Annotated in this window: 18 protein-coding genes; 9 read left to right on the forward strand and 9 right to left on the reverse strand. The window is 65.3% G+C overall.

Features of this window, described 5'->3' with window-relative positions; genetic code table 11:
• Positions 1-4: 4 nt before the first annotated feature.
• Complete coding sequence (locus tag IAU68_RS00265) at positions 5-1,315, reverse strand: M20/M25/M40 family metallo-hydrolase (RefSeq protein WP_171193105.1); 1,311 nt, start codon at positions 1,313-1,315, stop codon at positions 5-7.
• Positions 1,316-1,355: 40 nt separating this feature from the next.
• Between IAU68_RS00265 and IAU68_RS00270 the strand changes: the two genes are divergently transcribed.
• Both IAU68_RS00270 and amn read left to right on the forward strand, forming a co-directional pair.
• Positions 1,356-1,946, forward strand: a complete 591-nt coding sequence (locus IAU68_RS00270) for a TetR/AcrR family transcriptional regulator (RefSeq protein ID WP_171193106.1) — start codon at positions 1,356-1,358, stop codon at positions 1,944-1,946.
• Positions 1,947-1,955: 9 nt separating this feature from the next.
• Entirely contained in the window at positions 1,956-3,314 is a 1,359-nt protein-coding gene (gene amn / locus IAU68_RS00275) for an AMP nucleosidase (RefSeq protein ID WP_171193107.1), read from the forward strand.
• A gap of 144 nt (positions 3,315-3,458) precedes the next feature.
• Here amn and IAU68_RS00280 read toward each other — a convergent pair whose 3' ends face one another.
• Both IAU68_RS00280 and IAU68_RS00285 read right to left on the reverse strand, forming a co-directional pair.
• On the reverse strand, positions 3,459-4,340 hold the full coding sequence (locus tag IAU68_RS00280; RefSeq protein ID WP_171193108.1) for a hypothetical protein: 882 nt from the start codon (positions 4,338-4,340) through the stop codon (positions 3,459-3,461).
• A gap of 18 nt (positions 4,341-4,358) precedes the next feature.
• Positions 4,359-5,609, reverse strand: a complete 1,251-nt coding sequence (locus IAU68_RS00285) for a dicarboxylate/amino acid:cation symporter (protein ID WP_171193109.1) — start codon at positions 5,607-5,609, stop codon at positions 4,359-4,361.
• A 134-nt stretch (positions 5,610-5,743) separates the two neighbouring features.
• On the opposite strand from IAU68_RS00285, the gene IAU68_RS00290 reads away from it, so the two are divergent.
• From IAU68_RS00290 to IAU68_RS00300, 3 genes are read left to right on the forward strand one after another with little or no spacing between them, the layout of a single operon-like run.
• A complete protein-coding gene (locus IAU68_RS00290; protein WP_171193110.1) occupies positions 5,744-6,676 on the forward strand; it encodes a Sir2 family NAD-dependent protein deacetylase in 933 nt (310 codons plus the stop codon).
• On the forward strand, positions 6,673-7,710 hold the full coding sequence (locus IAU68_RS00295; RefSeq protein ID WP_171193111.1) for a glycosyltransferase 87 family protein: 1,038 nt from the start codon (positions 6,673-6,675) through the stop codon (positions 7,708-7,710). Before IAU68_RS00290 ends, IAU68_RS00295 begins: the two co-directional genes overlap by 4 nt.
• Positions 7,637-8,563: a hypothetical protein gene (locus tag IAU68_RS00300; RefSeq protein WP_171193112.1), complete on the forward strand. Its 927-nt coding sequence runs from the start codon at positions 7,637-7,639 to the stop codon at positions 8,561-8,563. The genes IAU68_RS00295 and IAU68_RS00300 overlap by 74 nt, the downstream gene beginning before the upstream one ends.
• On the opposite strand, the gene IAU68_RS00305 is transcribed toward IAU68_RS00300, so the two are convergent.
• A complete protein-coding gene (locus IAU68_RS00305) occupies positions 8,514-9,305 on the reverse strand; it encodes a serine hydrolase (protein WP_171193113.1) in 792 nt (263 codons plus the stop codon). The genes IAU68_RS00300 and IAU68_RS00305 overlap by 50 nt on opposite strands.
• Positions 9,305-10,363 carry an ROK family transcriptional regulator gene (locus tag IAU68_RS00310; RefSeq protein ID WP_171193114.1) on the reverse strand — a complete coding sequence of 353 codons (1,059 nt, stop codon included), beginning with the start codon at positions 10,361-10,363 and terminating at the stop codon, positions 9,305-9,307. Before IAU68_RS00310 ends, IAU68_RS00305 begins: the two co-directional genes overlap by 1 nt.
• Positions 10,364-10,430: 67 nt before the next feature.
• On the opposite strand from IAU68_RS00310, the gene IAU68_RS00315 reads away from it, so the two are divergent.
• Entirely contained in the window at positions 10,431-12,065 is a 1,635-nt protein-coding gene (locus IAU68_RS00315; protein WP_171193115.1) for a DUF885 domain-containing protein, read from the forward strand.
• Here IAU68_RS00315 and IAU68_RS00320 read toward each other — a convergent pair.
• Positions 12,062-13,069 (reverse strand): AbrB family transcriptional regulator, encoded by a 1,008-nt coding sequence (locus IAU68_RS00320; protein ID WP_171193116.1) that lies wholly within the window; start codon positions 13,067-13,069, stop codon positions 12,062-12,064. The two genes, IAU68_RS00315 and IAU68_RS00320, sit on opposite strands and share 4 nt — an antisense overlap.
• A gap of 314 nt (positions 13,070-13,383) precedes the next feature.
• On the opposite strand from IAU68_RS00320, the gene IAU68_RS11570 reads away from it, so the two are divergent.
• Positions 13,384-13,569, forward strand: coding sequence for a hypothetical protein (locus tag IAU68_RS11570; protein ID WP_186337541.1), 186 nt, complete (start codon positions 13,384-13,386; stop codon positions 13,567-13,569).
• On the opposite strand, the gene IAU68_RS00330 is transcribed toward IAU68_RS11570, so the two are convergent.
• Positions 13,552-14,916: a basic amino acid/polyamine antiporter gene (locus IAU68_RS00330; RefSeq protein WP_171193117.1), complete on the reverse strand. Its 1,365-nt coding sequence runs from the start codon at positions 14,914-14,916 to the stop codon at positions 13,552-13,554. The two genes, IAU68_RS11570 and IAU68_RS00330, sit on opposite strands and share 18 nt — an antisense overlap.
• Positions 14,917-15,004: 88 nt before the next feature.
• On the opposite strand from IAU68_RS00330, the gene IAU68_RS00335 reads away from it, so the two are divergent.
• A complete protein-coding gene (locus IAU68_RS00335) occupies positions 15,005-15,664 on the forward strand; it encodes a Rib/alpha-like domain-containing protein (protein ID WP_171193118.1) in 660 nt (219 codons plus the stop codon).
• Here the strand turns inward: IAU68_RS00335 and IAU68_RS00340 are convergent.
• A complete protein-coding gene (locus IAU68_RS00340; protein WP_171193327.1) occupies positions 15,642-17,750 on the reverse strand; it encodes an ATP-dependent RNA helicase in 2,109 nt (702 codons plus the stop codon). The genes IAU68_RS00335 and IAU68_RS00340 overlap by 23 nt on opposite strands.
• Before the next feature lie 25 nt (positions 17,751-17,775).
• On the opposite strand from IAU68_RS00340, the gene thpR reads away from it, so the two are divergent.
• Positions 17,776-18,318 (forward strand): RNA 2',3'-cyclic phosphodiesterase, encoded by a 543-nt coding sequence (gene thpR / locus IAU68_RS00345; protein ID WP_171193119.1) that lies wholly within the window; start codon positions 17,776-17,778, stop codon positions 18,316-18,318.
• Here the strand turns inward: thpR and IAU68_RS00350 are convergent.
• Positions 18,315-19,799, reverse strand: coding sequence for an HNH endonuclease signature motif containing protein (locus tag IAU68_RS00350; RefSeq protein ID WP_171193120.1), 1,485 nt, complete (start codon positions 19,797-19,799; stop codon positions 18,315-18,317). The two genes, thpR and IAU68_RS00350, sit on opposite strands and share 4 nt — an antisense overlap.
• Between the last annotated feature and the right edge of the window lie 86 nt (positions 19,800-19,885).

Here is a 19,885-nt window from a genome sequence, read left to right on the forward strand (position 1 = left end):
AAACCTACGCCCCGACGAAGCGGCGGACCAGCGACCGGTACGCGCGCACCGTCAGGTCCACGTCCTCGACGGCGACGGATTCGTCGTGGCTGTGGAGCTCACCCAGCACCGATCCGAGCGTCTCGTCCCGGCCGTGCAGGGCGAAGCCGTAACCCACGCCGCCCTTGCGACGGGCGAAGCGCAGGTCGGAGCCGCCGGCGGCGATCGTCGGCACGACTGGGACGCCGGGGAAGAATTCGTCGAAGGTGTCCACGATGGCATCAAAAAGCGGGCCCGAGGTGGGGGAGACGGAGCCGGGTTCGGTGATGAGGTGGGTGATCTCGACGTCGTCGGCAAGATCGCCCAGCGCCTCACGCAACAGATCGTCGATCTCCTCCTGCGTCTGGCCGGGCAGCGGGCGGATGTCCAGCTCCATCCACGCCACGGACGGCAGGACGTTGATGGCTTCGCCGGCGCGCAGCACCGTCGGGGAGATGGTGAGGTGGCTCATGGCGTGGGAGTAGCCCTCGAGCTGGCCGAACGCCTCGTAGCCCTCTCCGGAAAGCAGGGCCTGTTCGGTGTCGGGGTCGAACTTCCAGGCGCGGACGTAGCCTTCCCAGATGTCGTCGCTGCGCACCTCGGGCTCGATGGTGGCGATGCGGCGCGCGACCTCGCCGATTTTCGCCACCGCCATGTCGCGGCCGAACGGTGCGGAGCCGTGGCCGGCGTCGCCGTGCACCGTCAGGCGGCGCTGACCTGCGCCTTTCTCGCCGACGACGACCACCAGCGCATCGGAGCCGTCAGCCGCCGGCAGGTGCGAGCCGCCCTCCTCGGACAGGCAGTTGTCCCAGGAAAACGACGCGTTGTCGGCCAGCCACTTCGCTCCGAGGCCGCCGCGGGCCTCCTCGTCGGCGCAGCCCACGAACGTCAGGGTGCCCTTCGGCCTCCCTCCGCGGGCCACGTCGCGCACCGCCGCCGCCATCGCCGCGGTGATGTAGAGCATGTCGGTGGCGCCCCTGCCGAACACGCGCCCGTCCTTGATCTCGCCCCCGAATGGGTCGACCGACCACTTGTCTTCGTCGACAGGCACGACGTCCGTGTGGCCGAGCAGGGTGAGCGATTCGGCGGACGGGTCGGTGCCCTCGAGGGTGAAGGCGACGGAAACGCGGCCCGGATGCGGCTCGTAGCGCTCCACCGTCACGTCGGTGCCCTCGAAGAATTGCTCCAGCGTGCGGGCGTTTCTTTCTTCTTGTCCAGAATCTGCCGTTAGATTGTTGACACATCCATTTCGGATGAGGTCTTGCAACAGTGGCAGGGTGTCGTCGGTTAGGCTCATAACACACAATCCTATCGTCGGACTTCCCTGGAGCATCAGGATGAGTGAACACATTCTGCCGGGCCGTCGCTCGGAAAGCACGGACCCGCGCGCACTGCGCACCCGCAAGGCGCTTGTCGACGCCGTATTGACCCTCCTCAACGATCACGACGCCACCGACCTCAACGTCTCCCAGATCGTGAAAGAAGCCGGCGTGAGCCGCCAGGTCTTCTACCAGCACTTCGAAGACCGTGACGCGCTCATTCTCGTCGCGGCCGCCGACTGGGTGCTCGACGCTTACGAGCGTTTCGCCGAGCGGTTCAGTATCGACCAAAACTTCGAGGCCTCCGTCGCAGAGCTAGCCACCGTCGTCGCGGGCAAGACCGAAGCCGCCGTGCGACTCATCGACTCGCCCGTGCACACCGTGCTGGATGAAGAAGTCCACCGGGTCATGCTGCCCACCATGCGCGAGCAGCTTCTGCCCCGTTCCCAGGAGTGGGGCGTCACGGACAGCCAGCTTGTCGACGATATGGCGCGCGTCTACGTCGCCGGCATGCAGCGCCTCATCGAGCAGTGCGTGCGCGAAGGCTGCACCCCGGAGGAGATCGGCCGCCGCGCCGAAGCCGTGCGACGCGTGCTCATTCGTGAGTAGCCTGGCGGTATGCGTGAGGTACGTCAGGTCGTCGATAAGCTCAAAGCCCTCTATGACACGTCGTGCGAAATCGCGCGCTCCGGGGACTACTCGCGTTACGACGAAGTGCGCTACCCCAAACTCACCGTCGAGGTCCTCGAATGGCGCCCGATCGACCGCTCCGAGCCGTTCGGCTATGTCGACGAGGCCGGCACCTACTCCGCCGTCCTGTCGCGCCCGGACCTGCTCGAAGAATACCTCATCGCCCAACTCGAGGCCCTGACCTCGAACTACCCGTGCTCGGTGTCCGTCGACTACTCGGACGTTGTCATCCCGCCGGCGTACATCACGGGCATGCCGCCTATCGACGAAACCGCGAACCTGCCGCGCCCCGCCCTCGACGAAGTGCACGACGCGATCGTCGACGGCCACTGGGACGCCTTCAACGGCGACGAAAAACCCCTGTTCCACTTCGGCCCGCAGCGCTTCGACCTCGCGCTTGCCCGCCTGGAGCACTACACCGGCATCGAGGTCGACTCGCTGCAGCGCTACATCCTGTTCACCAACTACGCCATGCACGTTACCGAGTTCGTGCGCTTCGGCCTGCGCGAACTTTCCGACCCTGAATCGCGCTACACTCGCCTCGTCCTGCCGTCCGGCGAATCCGTCTCCGACACCGTCGCGCTGGAGGACCTCGAACTCGGCTCGAAATTCCAGATGCCGCGCTACGACCTGGTCACCGACGACGGCGACGGCATCACCATGATCAACATCGGCGTCGGGCCGTCCAACGCCAAGACCATCACCGACTCGCTTGCCGTTTTAAGGCCGGAGGCGTGGATCATGATCGGGCACTGCGCCGGCCTCGACGCCCGCATGCGCATCGGCGACCTCATCCTGGGCAACGCCTACGAGCGCCACGACCACGTCCTCGACGACTACCTGCGCCGGGTGTTGCCTATCCCCGCCGTCCCCGAAATCCAGCGCACCCTGGAAAAGGCCGTGTCTAAGGTCTACGGCTCCGACACGTCGCTCATGCGCACCGGCACCGTGCTGTCCACCGGCGACCGGAACTGGGAGTGGAAAGACCCCCGCGACCTGTGGGAATGGCTCCGCGGGTCCACCGCCGCGGCCGTGGACATGGAGTCGTGCACCGTTGCCGCCAACGGGTACCGCTACCGCGTGCCCTACGGCACCCTGCTCGCTGTATCCGACCTGCCGCTGCACGCCGTGCCGAAACTGCCCGCCGGCGCCCAGGCGTTCTACTCCAACTCGAAGGAGGCCCACGTCATGTGCGCCGTCCGTGCGATGGAGAAGCTCGCCCGGCACCCAGAAAGATTGCGGACCCGCAAGTTACGCCGCGCGATCGGTGAGGTGCCGTTCCGGTAGGTCCGTTTTCGTTCATGTGCAGGTCTCGATATGCGTAACTGCAGGTCAGCGAGTTTTCGCCAATCTGGGCCGATTTTTCCGAAAACGCTCTGACCAGGGATTACGCATATCGAGACCTGCATACGAACGCCACGGGCCCGAACACTACCGCCCCCGCTCCGCCCGGGCGCGCACCTCGGCCACGAAATCGCGCGGGTTCGTCTCCAGGTACCGCGGCGCAAACCGGAGGATGGGGAACCCAGCGTTGCCGATCCGGTCGGCGCGCGTTTTTTCGTCGAGAAGAGCTTTGTGCGCCGGGCCGTAGGTTTCGTTGTCGTATTTCACGCGCCCGTCGATCTCGACGACCAGCCAGCCGTCGATGAGGAGGTCGACGCGGTAGCCCCACCGCGTCACCTTCACGTTCGCGCGCACGTCGGTGAACCCGGCTTCGATCAGCAGGGCCCGGGCGTAGGCTTCCGGTGCGGATTCGGACAGGGTCGACGCGTGACGGGCAGCCCGGCGTGCGGCGGGTTTGCCGGGGAAGCGTGGCTCGCGTTCGACGAGATCTTGCAGCGTGACTGGGGTGAATCCGCCGAACTGCACGAGCCAGTCGGCGGCGACCAGCGCGTGGGTGAAGCCGTCGAGGCGCGCGATGTCCAGGAACGTTTGCAGTGGGGAAGCGGTCGACATTGCTTCCCCGCGGCGGATTCGAGACTCGGGGAGAGACCGCTGGAGGTAGCGCACCCCGGAGGGCCACGTCGTGCGGGGCGGCACCGATTTCAGCACGAGCACGACCTCGTCGAGTGGAGTGTTCACAACCCACATGTCGTTGAGGTATGCCGACGCACGACCGGTCAGAATCGCCGCGCGGACAGCCAGCCCCGCGCAGTACGCCCGCGCCCAGTGCCGCTGGTGGATCTTCAGCGCGTCGTACGCCCCGCGGGCCAGCGCGTGCGATGTGGATAGTTGCACGAGGTGCCCGCGGGCGACATGCTCGGCGCGCACGTCCACCAGTTCATTGCGAATTTCAGTTTTCCACTCCCCCATGCCCCCGAATCTTAGGCGTTACCAGCGGGATTCGTCGAGGATGCGCTCTCGCTTAGCGACGACCGTCGCCACCACGGACTGGCCAGTCACGTTCACGGCGGTGCGGCCCATGTCGATGATCGGGTCGACGGCGAGCAACAGGCCGACGCCTGTGAGCGGCAGGCCGAGGGTGGATAGGGTCAGCGTGAGCATCACGGTCGCGCCGGTGGTGCCGGCGGTGGCGGCGGAGCCCAAGACGGAGACGATGATGATGAGCAGGTAGTCGGAGAACGACAGCGGAACGCCGTAGAACTGGGCGACGAACAGTGCGGCGATCGCCGGGTAGACGGAGGCGCAACCGTCCATCTTGGTGGTGGCGCCGAGCGGGATGGCAAACGAGGCGTATTCGCGCGGCACGCCCATGGATTCTTCGGTGGTGCGCTGGGTGACCGGCATGACGCCCATGGAGGAGCGGGTGACAAAACCCAGGGTGGTCACGGGCCAGACGCGCTTGAAAAACTCCACGACCGGGATTTTGTGCGCGGCGAGTACTGCCGGGTAGAGCACGAAGATCACCAGGGCGAGGGCGATGTAGATGGCGAGTACGAACTTGCCCAGGGAGCCGAGGGCGTCCCAGCCGTAGGACGCGACTGCGTTACCGATGAGTGCCGCGGTGCCGATCGGAGCGAGGCGGATGACCCACCACAGGACCTCTTGCACGACCTTGAGCAGGGATTCGGAGAAGGTGATGAACGGCTCGGCGGCCTTGCCCACGCGCACGGCGGCGATGCCGAGCAGCAGCGAGACGACGAGGATCTGCAGGACGTTGAAGTTCACCGACGCGCCCGATTCGGTCACCTTCGCGCCAAGGCCAAGGATGTTAGCGGGGACGACGGAGTCTAAAAAGCCCATCCAGGAGCCGGTCGTGGTCGGCTCGGCGGCGGTGGAGGCGTCCACGGACGAGTTCGCACCGGGCTTGATCACGAGGCCGACGACGATGCCGATGACCACGGAGAACAGCGCGGTGATGGCGAACCACACCAGGGTCTGCACGGCCAGGCGCGCGGCGTTGGTGACCTGGCGCAGGTTGGCAATCGAGGTCACCACGGCGGTGAACACCAGCGGCGGGATGAGCAGTTTCAGAAGTTTGACGTAGGTGGAGCCGACCCAGTCGAGGGTGGCGGCCAGCGCGTTGCCGTCGGCCATGCCGGCGGCAACGAACCCGAGGATGAGGCCGATAATGAGGCCGTAGATGACTTGAGCTCCGAAGCTCGTTGCCCACTTTGGCATGGGGTCTCCTTATAGACAGGTCTGTTCAGTAGTATCTTTAAGACTCGGATAACCTACTCGTGCACGCCAAAAATGCAAACACGACAACTAGACAACACGGTCTATATCGCGGGCGCGGTCTACACTCCCACACGATGGAAACCCACTTCGACGACCCAGCAATCGCGATGGCGCACAAAAGCGCCGTTCGCTCGATCGAGCGAGTCGTCAAGGAAACCGCCACGCCCACAACACACGCCGAAGACAAGATCCTGGCGCAACTGCGCGACCCGAAAACCCTGATCATCACCGGCGCGGGCGTGTCCACGGATTCCGGCATTCCCGATTACCGCTCCGAGCACGGCCGTCTGACCAAGTCGCGGCCGATGACGTTTCAGGAGTTCGCGCACTCGCCACGCCAGGTCAGGCGCTATTGGGCGCGTGCGTTCGTCGGCATGCGATTCATGCGCGCCGCCACCCCGAACCGCACGCATTTCGCCCTCGTGGAGTTGGAAAAGGCCGGCCTGATCAGCGGGATTGTCACGCAAAACGTCGACGGGCTGCACACGCAGGCGGGCTCGCGAAACGTCATCGCGCTACACGGCGACATGGAGCATGTCGTGTGCCTGGATTGCAGGACCTTTCACGAGCGTTCGCTTATCGACGACCTCCTCACCGCCGCCAACCCCACCTACTTCGACTCCGTGGAGGTCGTCGGCTCCATGCTGAACCCGGACGGCGACGTGGAACTGCGCCAGCAGGATGTGGAGCGCTTCCGCATGATCTCCTGCCCGAACTGCGGCTCGGAGCGGCTGAAGCCCAACGTGGTCTACTTCGGCGAGAACGTGCCAAAGCAGCGCAGGAGCCAGGCCGACGCGTGGCTTGCGGAGTCCACGGGTGTCGTCGCCATCGGCACGTCGTTGGCAGTGATGAGCGGCTACAAGTTCATCCTGGACGCGAAGAAGCAGGGCAAACCCACCGCGGTGATCAACGGCGGGCCCGGTCGCGCGGACACGAAGGTGGACACGCTGTGGCGCACCGACGTGGCCGACGCCATGGACGCGATCCTGGACGGGCTCGACCTGTGATCTGGCTGCTCATCGCGGTCGCAGTGGGTGCGGCCACCACAGAGTTCACCACCGACTTCCCCAGCGACCTCAAGGTGTACCTCCTCGGCGGCCAGCAGGTGAAAGAAGGCCTCCCGCTCTACGCCGGCGACCTGCTGCCCGGCCTGCCGTTTACCTACCCGCCGTTCGCGGGCGTGGTGTTTTCGTGGCTGCCAGAAACCCCAACGCTCGGCCTGGCCTGGAAGATTGCCAGTGCGGTGGTGTTGGAGCTGGTGGTGTGGGGGTCGTCGTCAAGCAAAAAGCCCGTGGTGCCGCTGACGGCGTTTTTCCTGCTGTGCACCGAGCCGGTCCAGGGCACGCTGTACTTCGGGCAGGTCAACCTGCTGCTCATGGGGCTGGTGTGCCTCGATTTCCTGCCGAAAAATAGGCTGCCGGGCATCGGTACCGGGCTGGCCGCGGGCATCAAACTCACGCCCGCGTTTTTCATCCTCCTGATGGCGTATCAGCGCAGGTGGGGAGCGATGTTCGTCTGCGCGTTTACCTTCATCTGCACCGTGGCGGCCGGCATGGAGGTCGTCGACGCGCCGGACTTCTGGACGCACGCCATCTTCCACACCGAGCGCATCGGCGTGGACGACAATCCCGGGGCGCAGTCCATCCGCCAGGTGTTGGCCCGCGCTGGGGTCGACTCGCCGCTCGTGTGGCTCGCCCTGTGCGCTGCCGTGACCGCGCTTGCGCTACTTGCTTGCCGACGAGCCCCCACACCCCTGGCAATCTCCCTGATCGGAATGACCGCGTGCCTGGTCAGCCCGTTTTCCTGGTACCACCACTGGGTGTGGATCGTGCCGTTCGGCGTGTTCATCTTCGAGCGCTACGGCGGAATAGTGCTGATCCTGCTGATGCTGCCGTATGCGTGGCCGAGTGGGCTCTACATCGTCGTTCCAGTCGGCTTTATGATCGTGTACACGCTACGCTCAGCGTATGCGTATCCGTTTACTCGCCGCGACGACCGCGGCCGCCACAGCACTCGCCCTCGCTCCCGCAGCCTCCGCTGACCCCGCCCCGGTCACCGGTGTGGAGCTCAACCAGCCGGCCGACCAGGTCATCGCCGTGGAGGCGAAGTTCGACCTGACCGCCGACCAGAACGTCGGTATGGAGGAGTTGCGCAAACTGCGCGGCGCCATGTGGGACCAGAACGTGCCCTTCCTCGAACTGCGCGGCGCCGGCAACACCCGTCTGCGCGACGTGGCCGCTAACTACGGTCTGGACACCCGCGACAAATACGTCAACGCCATCCAGGTGGACACCGGGTACAACTTGATCGCGCTGCAGCGCGCTACCGAGGCCGCGGAGTTCATGGGCCACGACCGCCCGCACAACAGCACCTGTGCTGCTAACGCGAACTGCGGTTCGGAGGCCACCGCCACCATCAACGGTAAGGGCGGCTACGGCACGAACTTGCACAGCACATCGAACATGAGCAGGGCGATGCAAGGCTGGGGTTTCGGTGAACTCGCGGCACTGAAGCGCCTCGGCGGGGCATTCTCGGCGGATCAGCGTAACCTGAGCGGCCACCTGCACACGCTGATCAACCCTGCGAACACCCGCATCGGTTTCGCGGGCGTGGTCACGGCCGAGGGTGAAGCATCGGCGGCCGCTGTGGGCACCGAGGCAACGGGAGCGACCGTTATGCCGCAGGGCGAGCAGCGCACTGTCCTCCACCGCCCGGCCAACACCGGCGAGAAGCCCAGCACCACTCCGAAGAAGCTCATCTTGGGCGGTGCGTCCATGAGCGAGATCCGCCGCATCATCAGCATTGTGCTCACGGTGCTGACCATCGCGTCGGCGCTGGTGAAGTTTATCGAGCCGCAGTTGCGTCCGCTCGTGGATCAGTACCTGCGTCGATAGCCTCGGCCACCTTGTCTAGGGCGTCCATGGTGTCGTCGTAGCTGCCGGCCGCGGACCGCGCGCCGATCGCGATGCCGACACCTTCGCGCCAGCCGAACTGGCGGGTGTGCCACGAGCCGTCCTCGTCCACGTCCGACCACCCGCCCTTGAACGGGATGCCCAGCTGGCCGAGCCCGTAAGCCTGGTCGTCGGTGATGCGGTGCATGTCCGCGATCACCGTCTGGTCCTGGTCGCGGGTGCTCAGGTAATAGGCGTAGCGCGCCTGGTCCGCAAACGACCAGTCGGTGGTCCCGAAGGCGCCCTGGACCTCCACGACCTTGCCGGCTTTGCCGATCTCCTCGCCAACCTTCTTGCCGGCCTCGGCGTCGTCGCCCATGCAGTCCCACAGGGCGCGGGCGGAGTCGTTGTCGGACCACTCGATGGACGCCTCGGTGAGCTCCTCGATGTAGTCCTCGCCGTACTCGCAGTGCTCCTCCGCGGCGATCGCGATCGGCACCTTGATGGTGGACCAGGCGGGCAGCGATGTCAGGGAGCCGGCTTGGGTGAGCACGGTGCCGTCGTAAAGCGCGACGCCCACCTCGGTGTCCGTCTCCCGCTCAATTTCCGCGACCACATCCGACAGCCCCTCGAACGGGTCCGGCGGCGGCACCATCTCGGTATGCAGCGTCTCGGGCTGATCGCTTGCCGACGAACACCCAGCCAGCACACACAGCGGCAGCAGCACCCACGCGAGCCGGCGCATTACTTCCCCGCAACGGCGAGCGGCTCGCGCAGCACGTAGTCCAGCGCCACGGCACGCGCGATGTCTCGCACGACGTCCTGGTGGCTCGGGATCAGGCGCAGGTCGACCGGGCAGTCGGTGCCTTCGCGGACGGTGCGGGCGAACGGGCCGGAGGACAGGGGGTCGTCGATAAACGCGCTGCCCGCGACTACCACAGTTGCGGGTGAGTGGTCCGAGCACAGCCCGGCGACCAGGGAGCCGAGGCCGCGGGCACGGTCGTCGAGCGCGGCGCGGGTGCCCTCGGCGGCGTCCTCCACGGCCTGGCGCAGCGTGCGCACCGTCGGCTTTTGAATAATGTCCAGCAGGCCTTTCGTGGTCAGCGCGCCCTGCTCCACCTCGATGGGCTGCACGCCGTCGGCGACGGAGACGGCGCAGGCGATGGAGTCGTCGGCAAACAGCGCCATCACCGACGGCGTGTCCAGGTCCGGGGTGGACTGCATCTCGGAGCCCACGATCGCGCTGGAGATGGAGGTCACCTCGACCGGCACCGAGAACTGCTCGCGCATCTGCTCGCCGATGTTCACCCCGTCCCAGCCCAGGTTCGGCGCGTAGACGTCGCCGTCGCCGCGCACCGTGCCGGAGGTGGTCACGCCGACGGTGGCCAGCGGACGGCCCACGCTCGTGGTCAGTTTGTGCAGCCCGGCCATGACGTGCTGGATGAAGTCGTCTTCGCTGACCCGGGAGACCGGCAGGTCGATGTCCGTGCTCCGCAGCGTGCGGCCCTTCAGGTCGAACAGGGCGACGTAGGTCGAGTCGGTGCCCACGGACACGCCGGCGTGGGTGACGGGCGTCTCGGCGAGTTCCAGGGGGATCGTCGGACGGCCGCGGCCTTGGGATTGGGTGAGGTCGTTGCGTTCGGTGACGTAGCCGGCGTCGACAAGCGCCGCGATAGCGCGGGTGACCGTCGGCTGCGACAGACCTGTGGCGCGGACGAGGTCGCTGCGCGACGTCAGATCGTTCAACCTGATCAAGTGCAGGCACTTTGCCGCAGGTGTGCGCGGACGGGAGAACGAAGTCATGATGAATATATTTACGCGATGGTGCGACGAATTGTCCATTTCGCGTGCTCCTATACAATCGCGCAGCATGACCGAATCCACGCGTGAGCCGTCGCTTCTCGATGCCACCTGCGAAGACTTTGTCTACGACCTTGCGGACATCTGCCCGACGCTGGCCACCCAAATCGGCATCGACGGCCACGACGGGGAACTACAGGACTTCTCGCCCGAGTACTACGACCGTGTCGCCGACCGCATGCGCGACCTCATCGCGGACGTGGACGCGCTCAACGACACGACGGACACCTCCGACGACGAGGACGACTTCGACGACGTCGACCACCTCACCGCCGCGATCCTGCGCGACCGCCTGTGCACCGAGCTCGACTTCCACCACCGCGGCGAGCTGCTGCGTCAGTTGAACAACATCGAGTCGCCCATCCAGACCATCCGCGACTCGTTTGCGCTCATGCCGAAGGTCACCGAGGAGGACTTCGAGGTCATCACGGCGCGCATGTCGCGCATCCCGTCGGCGCTGGCCGGCTACCGCGAGTCGCTGTCCGAGGCCGCCGCCCAGGGCGATATCGCCTCCCACCGCCAGATCGACGCCGTAATCAGCCAGTGCGAGGCGCTCGGCGAGACCGACTCGCAACTCGACGAGCTGGGCTTGCCGGCCGACTCGCCAGTGGTGGAGGAAGCCAAGGCCGCCTTTGCCAAGATGGCCGACTGGCTGTCCACCGAACTGTCCCCGAAGGCCTCCCACGACGACGCGGTGGGCCGCGAGCGCTACCAGCTTTTCGCAGAACTGTTCCACGGCCGCAACCTGGACCTCGACGGCAGCTACGAGTGGGCCGCCGAGGAGCTGCAGAAGACCGTCGACGAGCAGAAGCAGCTTGCGAAGAAGCTTTACGACGACGACTCCGTCGCCGGCGCATACCGCCGCCTCAACCACGACGAGCGCTACACCATTCACGGCACCGACAAACTGCTGGAGTGGATGCGCAGCGTCAACGACGACGTGGCCAAGGTTGTTCCCATCCCCGCCGAGATGCCCGCGGTGGAGTGCGACATCGACCGCGCCGGCTCCGGCGGCATCTTCTACACCCCGCCGAGCGACGACATGATCCGCCCCGGCACCATGTGGTGGTCCGTGCCGGAAGGCCAGGAGACGTTCCACACCTGGCAGGAGCTGACCACCGTGTTCCACGAGGGCATCCCCGGCCACCACCTGCAGCACTCCTACGGGCTGCTCAACCGCGGCGAGCTAAACATCTGGCGCCGCTCGGTGTGCTGGAACGCCGCCCACGGCGAGGGCTGGGCCCTCTACGCCGAGGAGCTCATGGACGGCTACCACGACGATCTGGGCTACCGCATGGGCCTGCTCGACTCGAAGCGCCTGCGCCTGGCCCGGGTGATGATCGACATCGGCGTGCACCTGAAGAAGACCACCCCGGAAGGCTCCGGCATTTGGGACGCCCAGTACGCGAAGGCCTTCCTGCGCGACAACACCGCGATGGCGGAGGCAAACCTCGCCTTCGAGTTGGACCGCTACATGGGCTGGCCGGGTCAGGCGCCGTCGTACGCGCTGGGCTACAAGGACTGGATCGACCTGCGCGACCAGGCGCTCGCCCTTGGCCTCACCCAAGACCAGTTCCACGCAAAAGCCTTAAGCCTGGGCTCCATGCCAATGGACATGCTGGCCCACGAGGTGCTCAACCACTAGATCCGGCGCAGGATCCGCGGCACCATACCGGCGAACACAATCACGCAGATCAGCCGGATGAGCTGCAGCGCGATCACTCCGGCGCCCGCGCCGCCTTCCGCGGACAGGGCCAAAACCGTCTCGAGGGCGCCCGGGCTCGTCGCTAAGTAGCCCTCGTAGAAGGTGAATCCGAGCCACTTCGCCATCACCCAGCCCATACCGGCGCAAAAGACCATGAGCCCGACGATGTAGGCGATCGTGGCCGGCAGCATGCGGGAGAACTGTTTGAGGGCCGGGACGTTCAGCCCGCCGCCGCACATCCAGCCGAGCGCCAGAAACGCCACGATGGACAGCAAGTCAGGCGGCACGATGGTGAAGTCCACAAACGCGCCCACCACCGCAGTGACCAGCATTGGGCCGAACACCTGCGCGTTGGGTAGGTGAAGAAACCTCCCCAGCGGGATGCCGACGACGATCAGCCCGGGCACGAGCAGCCACATCCACCAGTAGGGGTCGAGGTACTCCACCTCGCCGACCGCGGGCGCTTCCAGCACCGAGGCCACCAGCGGCAGGGTCAGCGACACCGCGAGCAGCCGCAGGTACTGGCTGAGGCTGACGTAGCGCATGTCGGCGCCCAAGTCTCTTGCTAGAGCCGGCATCATCGACGCCCCGCCGGGCAGCAGCGACAGCACACCCGTTTCCCGTGAAACGCCGTGATTGGCCAGTACCATGCCACCCACAAAGCCCACGGCGATGACCACCACCGCAGCGACCAGCCCCGGAATCAAAAAGGGCAGCAGGTCACCCGGCGGGATGCCCACCAGCGGCAGCGCCGCCACCACGCCGATCACACCGCGGGCGAATGTGAACAGGTGCTCGTTGACCGGCAGGTCCTGCTCACTCGCAATCGCAACCGAGCCCGCGCCGATGATGCCGGCGAGGATCCAGGCGGCCGGGACACTAAAATGCGAAAACGCCAGACCGAGCGCGACCGATAACGGAGCGGCGACGATCCAGCGGTTCATGTGGGGCATAGTAGTCGCATGCTCGCCCTGCTCAGCCCCGTGTTGGTGGCGACTACCGGAACGCTCGTCCGTCAAGTGGGCGTGCCCAGGTTCACGTGGATTTTTGCGGCGCTGACCTCGGGTGTCGCTTATCGACGAACAACACGCCAACCCCATCACCCTCCTGCTCTGCGTGGGCGTGTTCGTGGCGTTGAAGCCGTCGTTTGGCACGGTGGGGGAAAGGAGGGTGTCGTCGCTAAGAATTGCTCTCGGATGTGTGGCGGTGGCGGTGATCGGCGCGTACGTTCTCGCAGCAGTTTTTGCAGTCCGCGGCGATGGCGAAGGTGGTCAACACCGCGACCAACCTCGGGGCGCTGTTGGTGTTCGGGTTCGGCGGTTACATGGCGATCACGCTTGCACTCGCGAATGTGGTCGGCGCGCAGATTGGCACGAAACTGGTCCGCATCGCCCTGCTCGTGCTGGTGGTGGTGCTGTGCGCGAAGTTACTCCAAGACCAGTGAGCCGTTGGCCAAACCGACCACAGCAACCACCGCGCCGACGACCACAATGGCCACGATGAACCACTCGAAGGTGTTAAACACCTTCTCGTTGTTGGCCCTGCGCGTCCACACGTACGGCACCACGCCCGGCAACACCGCCAAAGCCCCCAGCAGCACGTACACCGGGTCCGCGGCGTAGATCAGCCACAGCGAGTACACCGACGCGATCAAGCCCACGACGAGGTGGACGTGGTTGTCGCGGGCGATGAGCACCAGGTAGATCGAGGAGAAGATGTACGGCAGCAGGTACATGATCGTCGCCAGCTGCACCATGCCGTTGTAGGACGCCTCGGAGACGAAGAACAGCACCACGAACAGCTGGATGACGATGGTGGACAGCAGCTGGGCGTTTTTGGTCGTCGACAAGCGCTTTGGCAACAGGCCGTCGCGGGCCATGAGCACGATCGGCTCGGCGCACAGCATCTGCCAGGAGACGTACGCGCCCAGCACAGACAGGCACAGACCGATGGAAACGAGCACGCCACCCCACGGCCCCACGACCGCCTCGAGCACCGCGCCCATCGAGTTATCCGGCAGCGCCGCGAGTTCCTCCTGGCTGAGCACGCCGTAGGACAGCGTAGACACCGCGACGAGGAGGCCCAGCACCGACAGGAAGCCGATGATGGTGGCCTTGCCCACGTCAGAGCGCTCGCGCGCCTGCTTGGAGTACACCGACGCGCCCTCGATACCGATGAACACCCACACCGTGTAGAGCATGATGCCCTTCAACTGGGTGCCGAACGGAATGCTGCCGTCGCCCCAGAAGTCGGTGGTGAAGCGGTCCCAGGAGAAGCCTAAAAACGCCACCAGCACAATGAACGCCAGGATGGGCACGAGTTTGGCCACGGTGGTGACCACGTTCATTACCGCCGCCTGGCGCAGCCCCCGGGTCAGCCCCCAGAAGATCAGCCAGCTCATAGCGGACACAGCAATGGCAAGCACCCAGCGGTTGGAAAACGCCGGCACGTAGTAGCCCAGGGTGCTGAAGAACAAGGTGGCGTAGCCCACCTGCGCCATCACTGAGCCGAGCCAGTAGCCCCACCCCGAGGTGAAGCCGATGAAGTCGCCGAGGCCCGCGCGCACGTACGAGTACACGCCGGAGTCCAGGTGGGGTTTGCGCACAGCCAAGATCTGGAACACGAACGCTACGGAGAGCATGCCGACACCGGCGATGGCCCAACCTGTGAGCATCGCGCCGGGGCTCGCAACGGAGCCGATGTTTTGCGGCAGCGCGAAAATGCCGGACCCAATGGTCGAACCAATGATGAGGGAGACCAGCGTCCAGACTGAAACTGTGCGCGTTGACATGGGCAATAACACTACATCAGCAGTTGTCTACTACAATCATCAAGCACAATTGACCGTTTAAAACATTTACAACTGAGGGAGGTGACGGATGCGCAAGAAAATCGTCGCGTTGACGTGTGCACTCGCACTTTCATGCGCGTCCGTTTCGCCTGCTCACGCTGAGGACGGGTACGAGCCGGCCACCGTCGTCCCGGGCCTGACGGCGACCATCCAGGCGCCCCTGCCGCTTGGCGAGGCCTGGTACGAAGCCGAATACATGCCCCCGTGGGCAATGCTCGGCGTGGACGGCACCATCCGCCTCGCGCCGGGGGAGGACATCACTCCCGGCGTGTACGAGTGGCCGGTCAAGGCGATCTTCGCCGACGAGTCCGTCCAGATCTTCCCGGTGCGCGTCACCGTCGGCACCGATGCTGCCATGGCCGCCTCCCAGGAGGGCGCGATCATCGACGCGTTTGTCGAGTACGCCCCCGAGGTGTCCCAGAAGTGCTCCGCCACCGCTTTGGGTGTAGGCCTGCCGCTGCTGGTGCTGCTGCCGCTCGGCTTCGCCTCCCAGCTGAGCCTGCCGTTGGTGGCGCGTCAGAGCCACCTCAACCTGGTAGTGGACACCCTGCCGTTCCTCCCGGCCGTCGGCGTTGACCTGCAGCTGCGTGATCTCAACGCCCGCAACGTGGACATGGGCATCGCCGCCATCCTCGCCGCCGCAGGCCTTGCGGGTGCGGGCACCATCATTTCCCAGTGTGTGAAGTAGGGTCCTCCGGCCACGCGTGCTTGGGGTAGCGTCCCCGCATCTCCTTGCGCACCTGCTGGTACGGCCCCGCCCAGAAACTGTCCAAGTCGTCCGTCACCGCGAGCGGCCTTCCCGCAGGCGAGAGCAGGTGGTACAGCACCTTCACGCCCGCCACCGTTTGGCCTTGCTTGCCAAACATGTGCTGCAGCTTCACCCGTTTCACCGGCCGCCCCGTGTCGTACTGGTACTCCTTCGGCGCAATCTGGTCTAACTCCGCGACCTGCTTCCAGTCCAATTGCCGCAGCATGGCGGCCCGCATGTCGCAATTGCTTATCGACGACCCCCTCGCCACCTCCGCAACCTCCACCGAATAATCCCCCTGGACCACATCCGGCCACCCCAGCGCATCCCGCAGGAAGTCCAGCCGCTCTTTGAGGTGCCGCTCCTTGTCGGTCAGCGGGAAGTCCTCGAACTTCAGGTGCGTGAGCGCCTCCGCCGCTTCGTCAGGGTCCAGTTTGATCGGGGTGGAGGAGAGCTCGATGGCGCCGATGGAGGTGATAAGCCGGCCGCGCACTTTGTCGTCGACAAGCATCGCCCTCTTGTGTTCCACCACCCTGTGCTGGGGAAACGCAATCGGTTCGGCGTCGCGGATGATCACGCTGTGCGCCGTGCGCTGCAGTTCCGCCGCCGCGATCCACTCGTGGTTGGAGTTGTACTTCGCGCGCGTGCCGGAGGCGAGCAGGTACTCGCCCTCGCCGACGTTCTTGGCGATCCACTGAGGAAACGCCGCCGCAATCACCTCACCCGGATCCGCGGGCCCCTTATCGGGGACCAGCCGCCGCAGCCGTTTCGCGTCCGCCTCTCCCGCGAGCCGCGCGATCGTGCCCGCGGCCTGGGACCCGAACTCCAGCAGCGCGGCGCCGAGCCGCGGGTCGAGGGGGAGGGTGGCCAACTTCTTGCCGAAGTCCGTGATTGTGCCATTGTTCAAGGCGCCGATTGCCTCGAGGTTCGCTTCCGCCTCGTCGGTGTTGGCGGGCTGGTCCAGCAGCGGCAGGTCGGGCGAGCCCCACGCCTTCATGGTCAAAAGCGCCCCGGTCAGGTCGGCGGTGAGGATCTCCGGAGTGATGTCGGGCTGAAAGTTGGCGTAGTCGTCGCGCGAGAACACCCGCACCACCTCGCCGGGGCCAAGCCGTCCCGCGCGCCCCGCCCGCTGGTCCGCGCTCGTCTTCGCCTCCGACACCGTGACCAGGCCCGTCATGCCGCGGTTGTCGCGTTTGGGAACGCGCGACAGTCCGGCGTCGACAACCTTGCGCACCCCGGGCACGGTTATCGACGACTCCGCCACCGACGTCGCCACAACCACCCTCTTCTCCCCGTTGAGCGCCTCGTCCTGCTCCTTGCTGGACTGGCGGCCGTGCAGCGGAATGGCGTCGTCCAGGAACCTGCACACTAGGTCCACCTCGCGCACCCCCGGCACGAATACGAGGGTCCTGTCGTCGCCTGTTGTCTGGTCGGCCACGTGCCGGTAAAACTCCCGCGTGCCCCTGATCCGGTCCGCGTGCGGCGCGTACGTGATGTCCAGCGGATGGGTCACCGCCTCTGTGGACAGGATCTGCGCGCCCATGTGGTCGGCGAACTTTTTGGCGTCGAGGGTGGCGGACATGGCGGCCAGGTAGAGGTCGTCGCGAAGCAACGCGACCTCCATGCACATCGCCAGCACCAGGTCGGTGTCCAGTTGGCGCTCGTGGACCTCGTCGATCACCACCGCGCCGACGCCTTCCAGACCAGGGTCCTTCAGCAGCCTGTTGAGCAGCACACCGGGCGTGACAAACTCGACCGCCGAGCCGTCCTTGTGCTCGCCCCGGATGGAGTAGCCGACCTTGCTGCTTTCACTCAAGTGCGCAAGACGCTTTGCCGCCGACCGCACCGCCACCCTCCTTGGCGCAGTGACCAGCGTCTTTCCCGCGATGTTGGCTACCGCCGGCGGGATCAGCGTCGTCTTGCCCGTACCCGGCGGGGCCTCCACCACAAGGGGACCATGCTGGGGGATCTGATCCACCACCCGCGACACCGGAAGGCCGCGACCAATTTTCGCCAGGTCGAACATGGCAATCCAGGGTAGCGTGTGGGCCATGAGACGCCTCTTCGCAGCGATCGTCCCACCGGCCGATGTTCGCGAACACCTCATCACCGCCCTAAGACCCATCCGGGATTTCTCCGGCACCGAGGTGCGCTGGGCCGACCCCGACAACTGGCACATCACGGTCGCGTTCTACGGCTCACAACCCAACGACGCGATGCTGGTCACCGACCACCTCGCCCAAGCCACCGCCTTCACCCGGCCTCTCCGCTTACATCTGCGGGGCGCCGGGTGTTTTGATCGGCGCACCCTCTGGATCGGCGTCGGCGGCGACAAAGCGCCCCTCAAAGACCTCATGGCCGACTGCCAACTCGACCCCGACACGCGCCGCCGCCAGCGCGCCCACCTCACCGTTGCGCGCACCGGCACCCGCACCAGGGACCCATTGCTTCTCGACGACCACGCCCACGCCCTCGCCATCTACACCGGCCCCGAATTCGCCGTCGACGAAGTGCTGCTTCTGGAGTCGCACCTGGGCAAGGGGCGCAGCGGCGGGCCGAAGTACGACGTGGTGGATAAGTTCTACTTGCGTTAACTAACTTTCTCGAGCGGGAAAGTGGCGATTGGATTGTGGAACGGGTTCTCGTCCGGGTAATCAAATTCGGGGTCGGGGAACAGCGGTTCTACCGGTTCGGGTGGGAGTGGTTCTACCCAGGGCATTTCGGGTTCGAACGGGAACTCCATCTTGTATTCCTGTTCGAGTTCTCGGATTGCGGTTTGTGCCTTCTCGAGGTCGAGGTCTTCGTCGAAAATGTCCAGGATCCGGTGACCCTTGGCGTAGAACGCTGCCGCGTGGGCACGGTTTTTGCGCACGTTGGACAGGCTCGACTGCCACCGCGGGTTCGTCGGGGTGACTTGCTCCTGGAGCAGGCCTTCCGGGGTGGAGATCTCGTATGTGCCGTCGGGGAAGAGCCAGACGATGTCACCGGTGGCGGGGTCCGGTACGTAGAACCCGCGGCGGTCAGTTTTCACATTGTGGTGGTGCTGGCACAGTGCGAACAGGTTGTCCACGGTGGTTTCCCCGCCTTCGTCGTACGGAATGCGGTGGTCCAACTGGCACTGTTCGGCCGGGCGGTTGCAGTTTGGGTACACGCACGAACCGTCCCGTGCGAATACCGCGTGGCGCATCGCATCGTTGGGGACGTATCCGGCGAGGGTGTGTTCGGCGGCGTCGTCGAGGTCGCGCTCGACGGGTTCGGTGCCGGCGAGCCACCGCTCGAACTCAGCAGTGGTTTCGGCATCAGTCCAGCCCAGGCCCGGGATGTACACGGCATCGTCGTCCACGCGGTCCTTCGGTGTGTAGATGTTCAGCACCGGGGTGATAGTGGTCCCGGTGAGTTCACCTGTGAGCAGTTTCTCGGCCGCTTCCGCCATCGCGATGCCCTGCTCCCGGGCGACCGCCTTCACATTGGCGCGGATTCGTCGCGCAGTAAGCGGATTTGTGAGCAGCTCGACGGAGGCGCTGTCTTTGCCTAGGTGCGAATTGTCGTCGATCCGTAACGTGTCGGTCTTTTCCTGTTCGCGTTTGTCACGTTTGTCCGCGTCGTAGCCGTGGGAACGATTGAGCCGCTTGATCGCTGCGCGGATGCGGTCCGTGACAGTCTTGCGTTGGGGAATTTGCTGGTTGTCGCGTTTTGGGGTGAAGGTGTCGGCGAGGATGTCGTCGATAAGCGAAAGCGCTTCGTCGTCAGGGTTAGGGCCGAGTTCTTCGATCGCGGTGTACATCGCGGTGATGTGTCCGATATCCATCACGCGCGTATGGTGCTGCAGCTCTCGGGTCTGCGGAAGCTCCCGCAGTGCCGCGTGCCCCAGGACGGCGTTTTTCACGAATCCTTTGTGCCAGCCGGTGGAGCACCGGATTTCCTCGATGATCATGTCAAAGTCGTCTTCGACGTGGCCTTCGTACGCGTACATGCCGAACATTCCCCAGTAGATGTCGCGGATCGCTTGGGCGTCGCTTGCATGCGGGTCGTCAGTGCGTTGGTTGCGAAACATCGGTTCGATTGCCGTGGTCATGGTCCCCCCTTTGCGGTGTTGCCAATAACAATATCGAACACACGGACGAGTGTCAAGGGAATGGCCAGGAAAAATAAAAAATAATA

The sequence above is a fragment of the Corynebacterium lujinxingii genome, assembly GCF_014490555.1.
Taxonomy (GTDB): Bacteria; Actinomycetota; Actinomycetes; order Mycobacteriales; family Mycobacteriaceae; genus Corynebacterium; species Corynebacterium lujinxingii.

Excerpts from the sequence above, each read along its gene's own strand:
- IAU68_RS00265 (WP_171193105.1), bottom strand. The coding sequence starts at position 1,315 with ATGAGCCTAACCGACGACACCCTGCCACTGTTGCAAGACCTCATCCGA.
- IAU68_RS00270 (WP_171193106.1), top strand. The coding sequence starts at position 1,356 with ATGAGTGAACACATTCTGCCGGGCCGTCGCTCGGAAAGCACGGACCCG.
- amn (WP_171193107.1), top strand. The coding sequence starts at position 1,956 with ATGCGTGAGGTACGTCAGGTCGTCGATAAGCTCAAAGCCCTCTATGAC.
- IAU68_RS00280 (WP_171193108.1), bottom strand. The coding sequence starts at position 4,340 with ATGGGGGAGTGGAAAACTGAAATTCGCAATGAACTGGTGGACGTGCGC.
- IAU68_RS00285 (WP_171193109.1), bottom strand. The coding sequence starts at position 5,609 with ATGCCAAAGTGGGCAACGAGCTTCGGAGCTCAAGTCATCTACGGCCTC.
- IAU68_RS00290 (WP_171193110.1), top strand. The coding sequence starts at position 5,744 with ATGGAAACCCACTTCGACGACCCAGCAATCGCGATGGCGCACAAAAGC.
- IAU68_RS00300 (WP_171193112.1), top strand. The coding sequence starts at position 7,637 with ATGCGTATCCGTTTACTCGCCGCGACGACCGCGGCCGCCACAGCACTC.
- IAU68_RS00305 (WP_171193113.1), bottom strand. The coding sequence starts at position 9,305 with ATGCGCCGGCTCGCGTGGGTGCTGCTGCCGCTGTGTGTGCTGGCTGGG.
- IAU68_RS00310 (WP_171193114.1), bottom strand. The coding sequence starts at position 10,363 with ATGACTTCGTTCTCCCGTCCGCGCACACCTGCGGCAAAGTGCCTGCAC.
- IAU68_RS00315 (WP_171193115.1), top strand. The coding sequence starts at position 10,431 with ATGACCGAATCCACGCGTGAGCCGTCGCTTCTCGATGCCACCTGCGAA.
- IAU68_RS00320 (WP_171193116.1), bottom strand. The coding sequence starts at position 13,069 with ATGAACCGCTGGATCGTCGCCGCTCCGTTATCGGTCGCGCTCGGTCTG.
- IAU68_RS11570 (WP_186337541.1), top strand. The coding sequence starts at position 13,384 with ATGGCGAAGGTGGTCAACACCGCGACCAACCTCGGGGCGCTGTTGGTG.
- IAU68_RS00330 (WP_171193117.1), bottom strand. The coding sequence starts at position 14,916 with ATGTCAACGCGCACAGTTTCAGTCTGGACGCTGGTCTCCCTCATCATT.
- IAU68_RS00335 (WP_171193118.1), top strand. The coding sequence starts at position 15,005 with ATGCGCAAGAAAATCGTCGCGTTGACGTGTGCACTCGCACTTTCATGC.
- IAU68_RS00340 (WP_171193327.1), bottom strand. The coding sequence starts at position 17,750 with ATGTTCGACCTGGCGAAAATTGGTCGCGGCCTTCCGGTGTCGCGGGTG.
- thpR (WP_171193119.1), top strand. The coding sequence starts at position 17,776 with ATGAGACGCCTCTTCGCAGCGATCGTCCCACCGGCCGATGTTCGCGAA.
- IAU68_RS00350 (WP_171193120.1), bottom strand. The coding sequence starts at position 19,799 with ATGACCACGGCAATCGAACCGATGTTTCGCAACCAACGCACTGACGAC.